2 protein-coding genes are annotated in these 2,409 nt (G+C 63.4%); both read right to left on the reverse strand.

The window, feature by feature from the left end; translation table 11 throughout:
- The coding region (locus tag VF515_11905) for a cyclic 2,3-diphosphoglycerate synthase (protein HEX7408338.1) at positions 1 to 1,215 on the reverse strand (1,215 nt) is incomplete at its 3' end.
- 279 nt (positions 1,216 to 1,494) lie between these two features.
- The coding region (locus tag VF515_11910) for a hypothetical protein (protein HEX7408339.1) at positions 1,495 to 2,409 on the reverse strand (915 nt) is incomplete at its 5' end.

Consider the following 2,409-nt stretch of genomic DNA (forward strand, 5'->3'; position numbering starts at 1 on the left):
GATGCGCCGCAGGTCCACCGGCGTGGCGATCACGACCAGGTCGCAGGGCGTGCGGTCGATGGTCTCCTCCAGTTCGCGGCGTTGGGTCTCGCTGTAACCCATGGCGGGCAGCAGGTCGTGGAGGTGCGTGTATTTCTCAAACGTCCGGCGGATGGAGCCGACGGCGTGCGGGCGCGGATCGACCATGCTGGCCGCGTGGAATTGGCGGGCCGCCACCACACCGGCGCCATAAGACATTTCGCCGTGCGTGAGCGTGGGGCCGTCTTCGACGACGAGCACGTGCTTGCCGTTGATGGCGGCGGCGTCATCCACGGTGACCCGGCAGGCACATTCGACGATCGTCGCGGCCGGGTTGTTTTGCCGGATATTGTTGCGGACGGTTTCCAGTCCCTCGGCGGGCGCGGTGTTGACCTTGTTGATGACGATCACCTGCCCGCGGCGCAGGTTGACCTCGCCCGGGAAGTAGGACATCTCGTGCCCGGCGCGGTGCGGATCGGTGACGACGATTTCCAGGTCCGACTTGTAGAACGGAGTGTCGTTGTTGCCGCCGTCCCAGAGAACCAGGTCGGCTTCCTGCTCGGCGCGGCGAAGGATGGCTTCGTAGTCCACGCCGGCGTAGACGACGGTACCGTTCATGATGTGCGGCTCGTACTCCTCGCACTCCTCGATGGTGCAGTGGTGCTTCTCGAGGTCGGCGAGAGTGGCGAAGCGCTGGACGGCCTGGTCGGCCAGGTTGCCGTAGGGCATCGGATGGCGAACCACGACCGGATGCCAGCCCAGCTTGCGCAGTTCGGCGAGCACGTGGCGCGAGACCGGACTCTTGCCGCATCCGGTGCGCACGGCGCAAACGGAGATGACCGGCACCTTGGATTCGACCATGGTGTGACGCGCGCCGGGGAACCAGAAGTCGGCGCCGCAGGCCAGGACACGCGAGGCAAGGTGCATCAGGTTGACGTGCGATATATCGGAATACGAGAAGACGACGATGTCCACCTCGCGCGAGCGGAGAAGAAACTCGAGGCCGCGCTCGTCGATGATGGGAATGCCGTCGGGATAGAGAGATCCGGCAAGCTCGGGTGGATAGCGGCGCCCGGCGATATCCGGGATCTGGGTGGCGGTGAAAGCGACGACCTGGTAGTCGCGGTTGTCGCGGAACAGACAATTGAAATCGTGGAAATCACGGCCGGCAGCACCGAGGATTACGACCCGCTTCATGAAGCCCTCCTGGCTAACCTATGAGTTTGCTGGGGCGCGGGCGGGCCGACAGTGAGGCTTATCACAGGGCGGAGTGGCAAGGTCCCAAAATGGGAAACAGCGGGACCGAGAATGAGGCGAATGAACGAGTTGCAGATTTGGAAAAAGTCAGAAAACCACTTCCGATTGTCGACGATTGCATACTGGGCGGGAGTCGGATGACTGAAAAGGAAAATCCCCGCCCTGCCCATATGGCCAAGACGGGGAATGCTGCCGGATGTTTACTGCCTTAGGCGCTAGTTAGACCCGGCCCGACGTCGCGCCCACTGCTTCCGGTATTTCGCGCTCGATCGCCCGGAGCATGGAGTCGTTGTCGGGGAATTTGAAGTAGGCGACGCCGCGGCTCTTGGCCTCGATCTCCTCGATCTTGGACAGTTTCTCGATCTGCGGCTTGTTGACGATGCGCAGGCCCTTGACGCGGAGCGCGGTCTCGATGTCGTCGGCGGACACCTTGAATTCGTCGGCGGCCTGCTTGGCATAGTCGATGGCGAAGGTAGCGCCGACTTCGGCGTCGTGGCGCGCGATGCCGACCAGTCCGTCACTGGCGCGGCGGGACCATCCGACCACGAAGAATCCGGGCAGTTCGGCGCCGGTCTGCGGATCGACGACCTGGTACTTGCTGCCCTCGTTGCCCTCGACCGGCTTGGTGGAATAGCCCTCGGGGCCCATGGGGAGACCGAACTCCTTGTCGTGGACGTCGCCGATGGCGAAGATCATGGTATCCACGTCGAGTGTGGCCGTCTGATCGGTGGCCTTGGCGGCGGTTCCCTCGCCCTTCTTCACCAGGTTGTTCTCGGTCACGACCAGGCCGTTGATGCGGCCGTCGGGACCTTTTAGGATTTCCTTCGGCCCGCAGAGGAAGCGGAACTTCAGGCGCGGAGACTTGGCCGGTACGTACGCCTGCTTGAGCAGCGGGAAGATTTCCGCGGCGTTGGCGACGTCCTGTCCGACGGCGGCGACCCTGTCCTTCACCCGCTCCATCTCGGCCAGCAGGTCCTTGGCGTCCATGTGCATGTCGATGTGCTTGATTTCTTTTTCGTCGAACTTGGCTTCGAAGGGGCCGCGGCGCGCTACGACCGTAAGTTCCTCGGTCTTGAGGTTGGGACCGTCCTGCAGCACCCAGCGCGCGATGTCCACCATCACGTTGCCCATGCC

The sequence above is a fragment of the Candidatus Binatia bacterium genome, from assembly GCA_036382395.1.
In the GTDB taxonomy this organism is placed as follows: Bacteria; Desulfobacterota; Binatia; order HRBIN30; family HRBIN30; genus JAGDMS01.